The 5,474-nt window shown below is 63.9% G+C and carries 4 protein-coding genes and 1 pseudogene; 2 read left to right on the top strand and 3 right to left on the bottom strand.

Translation table 11 applies throughout. The annotated features are described in order from the left end of the window. Nucleotides 1-124: 124 nt before the first annotated feature. The gene (locus KH616_RS20725) at nucleotides 125-523 is read right to left on the bottom strand and encodes a hypothetical protein (protein ID WP_292250390.1); all 399 of its coding nucleotides are present in this window, start codon (nucleotides 521-523) and stop codon (nucleotides 125-127) included. A gap of 128 nt (nucleotides 524-651) precedes the next feature. Here KH616_RS20725 and KH616_RS20720 point away from each other — a divergent pair. Then, nucleotides 652-2,178, top strand: a pseudogene (locus KH616_RS20720) (AMP nucleosidase). 116 nt (nucleotides 2,179-2,294) lie between these two features. On the opposite strand, the gene KH616_RS20715 reads toward KH616_RS20720, so the two are convergent. Next, the gene (locus KH616_RS20715; RefSeq protein WP_292250388.1) at nucleotides 2,295-2,570 is read right to left on the bottom strand and encodes a hypothetical protein; all 276 of its coding nucleotides are present in this window, start codon (nucleotides 2,568-2,570) and stop codon (nucleotides 2,295-2,297) included. Nucleotides 2,571-2,966: 396 nt separating this feature from the next. Beyond that, nucleotides 2,967-3,719, bottom strand: a complete 753-nt coding sequence (locus KH616_RS20710) for a TIGR00730 family Rossman fold protein (protein ID WP_292250386.1) — start codon at nucleotides 3,717-3,719, stop codon at nucleotides 2,967-2,969. A 1-nt stretch (nucleotide 3,720) separates the two neighbouring features. On the opposite strand from KH616_RS20710, the gene KH616_RS20705 reads away from it, so the two are divergent. Next, nucleotides 3,721-5,474: DNA polymerase (locus KH616_RS20705; protein WP_292250384.1), on the top strand; the 1,754-nt coding region annotated here is incomplete at its 3' end.

The following is a 5,474-nucleotide window of genomic DNA, read 5'->3' as shown; positions in this document are numbered from 1 at the left end:
GAAAACGGCCATGCGAAGTACGTCGAGTCAGATGGGCGGGCACGCATGCGCGTGCGCCGCGACAGGGGTGGCAGGGAGAGCCGGCGCGCCGCCGCCGTGTTCAGGCGCGGCGCGGGGCGAAATGTCAGTAACGCAGGTTGACCGACGGCAGGCGTGTAATCGGGACGCCCGCGTCGTGCGGTTTCGGCGACGTGTCCGGTGACGCGCTCATCTGGTAGCGGGTGCCGAAGTTCGACTTGACGTCGATTTCGACCGGCTTGCCGCGATCGCGATATTCGGTGACTTCGGTGCCGTTCTTGCTTTTCTCGTGAAAGCTCGGCGTGCGGCGGACATCGCCGAAATCGACCTTGGACGTGACTTCCGCAGCCGGTCGATTGATCTTCCTGAGATCCGGCAGCCCGGCGGCTTCGTTGGCGTCCGCCTGGGCCTGGGCCTGTGCGTCTGCACTCGGCTTGCCGCCGGCGGCATGAGCGGCGCCGGCGACCGCAAGCGCGGCAGCGACGACGAGAATGAGCGGCTTCATGTTGACTCTCCCAATGAACTGTTCGATTTTAGCAAATACCGCGTGCCGTCCGGCTTCCCGATTGGGGTCGCGGCCATCGGCCGACAAGGTTCCGTGGTAATGTCGTCTGATCAGACGAGGTGATGAAAATGAAGAACGATTTGAGCCGCAGACACCGGATGCAGACACCGGAAAGCCCGCCCGTCGAGGCATTCGATGACCCGAACGACGCTGTTGCGCGGCTCTCCGCGATCTACGAGGCGAATTCCGGCTTCCTACGTGATGCATTTGCGCGCTACCGCCGCCACGAGCCGATGACCGAGCATGTGCGCGCCTGCTATCCGTTTGTACGAATCCGCACCGACGTCAACACGCACGTGGATTCGCGCCGCTCTTACGGGTTCGTCGCCGGGCCGGGCGTGTTCGAGACCACCGTGACGCGTCCCGATCTGTTCTCGAACTACTATCGCGAACAGTTGCGGCTGCTCGCGAAGAACCACCAGGTCAAGATCGAGGTCGGCGTATCGTCGCAGCCGATTCCGATCCACTTTGCCTTTCCCGAAGGCATCCATCTCGAAGGCGAGCTGGACCGCGACCGCCTGCTCGCGATGCGCGACGTGTTCGATACGCCCGATCTGTCGTATCTCGACGACCGCATCGTCAACGGCACATACGAGCCGGCGCCCGGCGAACCGCATCCGCTCGCGCTGTTCACGGCGGCGCGGGTCGACTTCTCGCTGCATCGGCTGCGTCACTACACCGCGACGTCGCCGACGCATTTCCAGAACTACGTGCTCTACACGAACTATCAGTTCTACATCGACTAGTTCGTCAAGCTGGGCCGCATGATGATGACGGCAAGCGACGATCCGGACGTGCGCGCGTACCGCAGCGAATACAGCGCGTTCGTCGAACCGGGCGACGTGATCACGTATAACGAGAATCTCGGCAGCGAGCCGTCCGAAGGCGTGGCGCCGCCGCGCCTGCCGCAGATGCCGGCCTATCACCTGAAGCGCGCCGACGGTAGCGGGATCACGATGGTCAATATCGGTGTCGGCCCGTCGAACGCGAAGACGATCACCGATCACATCGCGGTGCTGCGTCCGCATGCATGGGTGATGCTCGGCCATTGCGCGGGACTGCGCAATACACAGCGCCTTGGCGACTACGTGCTCGCTCACGGCTATGTGCGCGAGGACCACGTGCTCGATGCCGACCTGCCGCTCTGGGTGCCGATTCCGGCGCTGGCCGAAGTACAGGTCGCGCTGGAGCGGGCGGTCGCGGACGTCACGAAACTCGAAGGCGCGGAGCTGAAGCGCGTGATGCGCACCGGCACGGTCGCGAGCGTCGACAACCGCAACTGGGAGCTGCGCGATCACCGCGAGCCGGTCCAGCGACTGTCGCAAAGCCGCGCGATTGCGCTCGACATGGAGAGCGCGACGATCGCCGCGAACGGCTTCCGCTTCCGCGTGCCGTACGGGACGTTGCTGTGCGTGTCCGACAAGCCGCTGCACGGCGAGTTGAAGTTGCCCGGCATGGCTGACCAGTTCTATCGCGCACAGGTCGACCAACATCTGCAGATCGGCGTGAGGGCGATGGAAATCCTGCGAACCAACGGACTCGCGCAGTTGCACAGCCGGAAATTGCGCAGCTTCGCCGAGGTGGCGTTCCAGTAACAGCGAATCGCGCGTGCCTGCCGCATCGCGCGAAACGACAAAGGCCGCTCGCGAACCCCCGTTCGCGAGCGGCCTTTTCATTGCCTCGCCGGGCGCGCATGCCCGGCGTCAATCGCTCAGCACTCGCCTTTCTTGGCGTGTCCCGGCGGGCAGTGATAACCGTGCCCGTGACGTCGCTGATGATCTTCCCATTCGCGGCGCTGCCAGTAGCGGCGGCCGTCCCAGTAACGATCGCCATGCCAGCCGATGACGATCTGCGCGGGCATCGGCGCCGGCGCAACGATGACCGGCGCGGGCGTGCCGATATTGACATCGACGTTCGTAGCATGGGCGACGCAGGACAGCGAGATGCCGAAACCGGCGAATGCAAGGGCGATCAGTGCGCGTTTCATGTCTTGTTCCCTGTAGTGATGGAGACTCCGGTGCAACGAGGCGGATGATGCCGGTCCGCATGCCTGCGAGCGGATGCCGCCGTGCCGCCTGCTTGCAGTGTGCCGGTGCGTGCCGAAAAAGGCGAACGGATTGTGTTACGGCGGATTGGAGTGACGAGGCTGCCGCAGGCGCCGGGCGTGCGCGCGGATTTAACAGTTCGATGCGACGGGCAGCGGTTTGTCGCCGCAAGACATGCGTGGTGAGGCGGACAGATCTGACATTCCCGGCGTGGCCGCCGGAATGCGGTGTTACAAAATGATGCGGGCCGGACGGGTCGCGCCGACGCGCCCGATCCGGAAATGCACGGCACTGCCGTGTCGCGCGGAACCGTCCGACGGCTCCGCACGACGCGGGTATTACAGATAGAACATCCGGTCTTCTTCCGGGCGCGGCTGATGCGCTTCCTCGCCCTCTTCTTCGCCGCGATCCTCGTAGAATGCGAGCACGGCGTCGAGCACCTGATCCGGATCGTCGATGATCTGCATCAGGTTCATGTCTTCCGGATTGATGAGGCCGTTCGGGATCAGCTGGTCGCGGAACCATTGCAGCAGCCCCTGCCAGAACGTGCCGCCGACGAGGATGATCGGCACGAGGCGCGACTTCTTCGTCTGGATCAGCGTCAGCACTTCGGACAACTCGTCGAGCGTGCCGAAGCCGCCGGGCATCACGATCACGGCGTCGGAGTTCTTGACGAACGTGACCTTGCGCGTGAAGAAGTGGCGGAAGCGCAGCGAGATGTCCTGGTAGTGGTTGCCCGCCTGTTCATGCGGAAGCTCGATGTTCAGGCCGACCGACGGCGCCTTGCCGGCATGCGCGCCCTTGTTCGCGGCTTCCATGATGCCGGGACCTCCGCCGGAGATCACGGCGAAGCCCGCATCGGACAGCTTGCGCGCGATCTGCACTGCGAGCTTGTAGTACGCCGAATCCGGTTTGAGACGGGCCGAGCCGTAGATGCTGACCGCCGGCCGGATCTCCGACAGGTATTCGGTCGCCTCGATAAACTCTGCCATAATCGTGAACATCTGCCACGACGCGCGGGCCTTCTTGGCAGTCGCGCGCTCTTGATCTGCGAGTGAACGCAGACTCGGAATCACTTTTCTCTTGTTCATAATGCCTGAAGAACGAAATCTGGAAGGTAAGACCCTGCTATTGGTTGACGGTTCGAGCTATCTGTATCGGGCTTACCATGCGATGCCTGATTTGCGTGGCCCTGGCGGGGAGCCGACCGGAGCGCTCTACGGAATCATCAACATGCTGCGCCGTATGCGCAAGGAAGTCAGTGCAGAGTATAGCGCTTGCGTGTTCGATGCAAAGGGCAAGACTTTCCGCGATGACCTCTATGCCGAGTATAAGGCGCACCGGCCGTCAATGCCGTCCGATCTCGCGCAGCAGGTCGAGCCGATCCACGAAGCGGTGCGAGCGCTCGGCTGGCCGCTGCTGATGGTCGAGGGCGTCGAGGCCGACGACGTGATCGGCACGCTCGCGCGCGAAGCCGAGAAGCAAGGGATGAAGGTGGTCGTGTCGACCGGCGACAAGGATCTCGCGCAGCTCGTCACCGATCGGGTGGCGCTCGTCAACACGATGACCAACGAGACGCTCGATCGCGACGGCGTGATCGCGAAGTTCGGCGTGCCGCCCGAGTTGATCGTCGATTACCTGACGCTGATCGGCGACACGGTCGACAACGTGCCGGGCGTCGAGAAGTGCGGGCCGAAAACGGCCGTGAAATGGCTCACGCAATTCGGCCATCTCGATGGCGTGGTCGAGCATGCGAACGAGATCAAGGGCGTCGTCGGCGACAATCTGCGCCGCGCGCTCGACTTCCTGCCGCTCGGCCGCAAGCTCGTGACCGTCGATACCGCGTGCGATCTTTCTCCGCACCTTGAATCGATCGAGGCATCGCTCGCCAGCAACGGCGAAGCGCGCGACCTGCTGCGCGACATCTTCAGCCGTTACGGTTTCAAGACGTGGCTGCGCGAAATCGACAGCGCGCCCGCGAACGGCGAAGCCGTCGCGCAGGACGGCGAACCGGCGCTCACGATCACCGCGCCGGCGAGCCGCGAATACGAAACGATCCAGACCTGGGCGCAATTCGACGCATGGCTCGAGAAGATCGACGCGGCGTCGCTGACCGCATTCGATACCGAGACCACGTCGCTCGATCCGATGGTCGCGCGCCTCGTCGGTCTGTCGTTCGCGGTCGAACCGGGGCGTGCCGCGTATCTGCCGGTCGCGCATCGCGGGCCGGACATGCCTGAGCAGCTGCCGATCGACGAGGTGCTCGCGAGACTCAAGCCATGGCTCGAATCGGCGAAGCACAAGAAGGTCGGCCAGCATCTGAAATACGACGCGCAGGTGATCGCGAACTACGGAATCGCGCTGAACGGCATCGAGCACGACACGCTGCTTGAGTCCTACGTGCTCGAGTCGCACCGCTCGCACGACATGGACAGCCTCGCGCTGCGTCATCTGGGCGTCAAGACGATCAAGTACGAGGACGTGGCCGGCAAGGGCGCGCAGCAGATCGGCTTCGACGAGGTGCCGCTCGCGCAGGCCGCCGAATATTCGGCGGAGGACGCCGACATTACGCTGCAGCTGCATCACGCGATGTACCCGCAGATCGCACGTGAGCCGGGCCTCGAACGCGTGTACCGCGAGATCGAGATGCCGGTGTCGATCGTGCTGCGCAAGATGGAGCGTACGGGCGTGCTGATCGACAGCGCGCGCCTGCAGGCGCAAAGCAGCGAGATTGCGTCGCGGCTCGTCGAGCTGGAGACGCAAGCCTATGAACTGGCGGGCGGCGAGTTCAACCTGGGTTCGCCGAAGCAGATCGGGCAGATCTTCTTCGAGAAGCTGCAACTGCC

The organism is Burkholderia sp., assembly GCF_018375725.1.
Lineage (GTDB): Bacteria > Pseudomonadota > Gammaproteobacteria > Burkholderiales > Burkholderiaceae > Burkholderia.
This window is presented reverse-complemented; position numbering and strand designations above follow the sequence as displayed.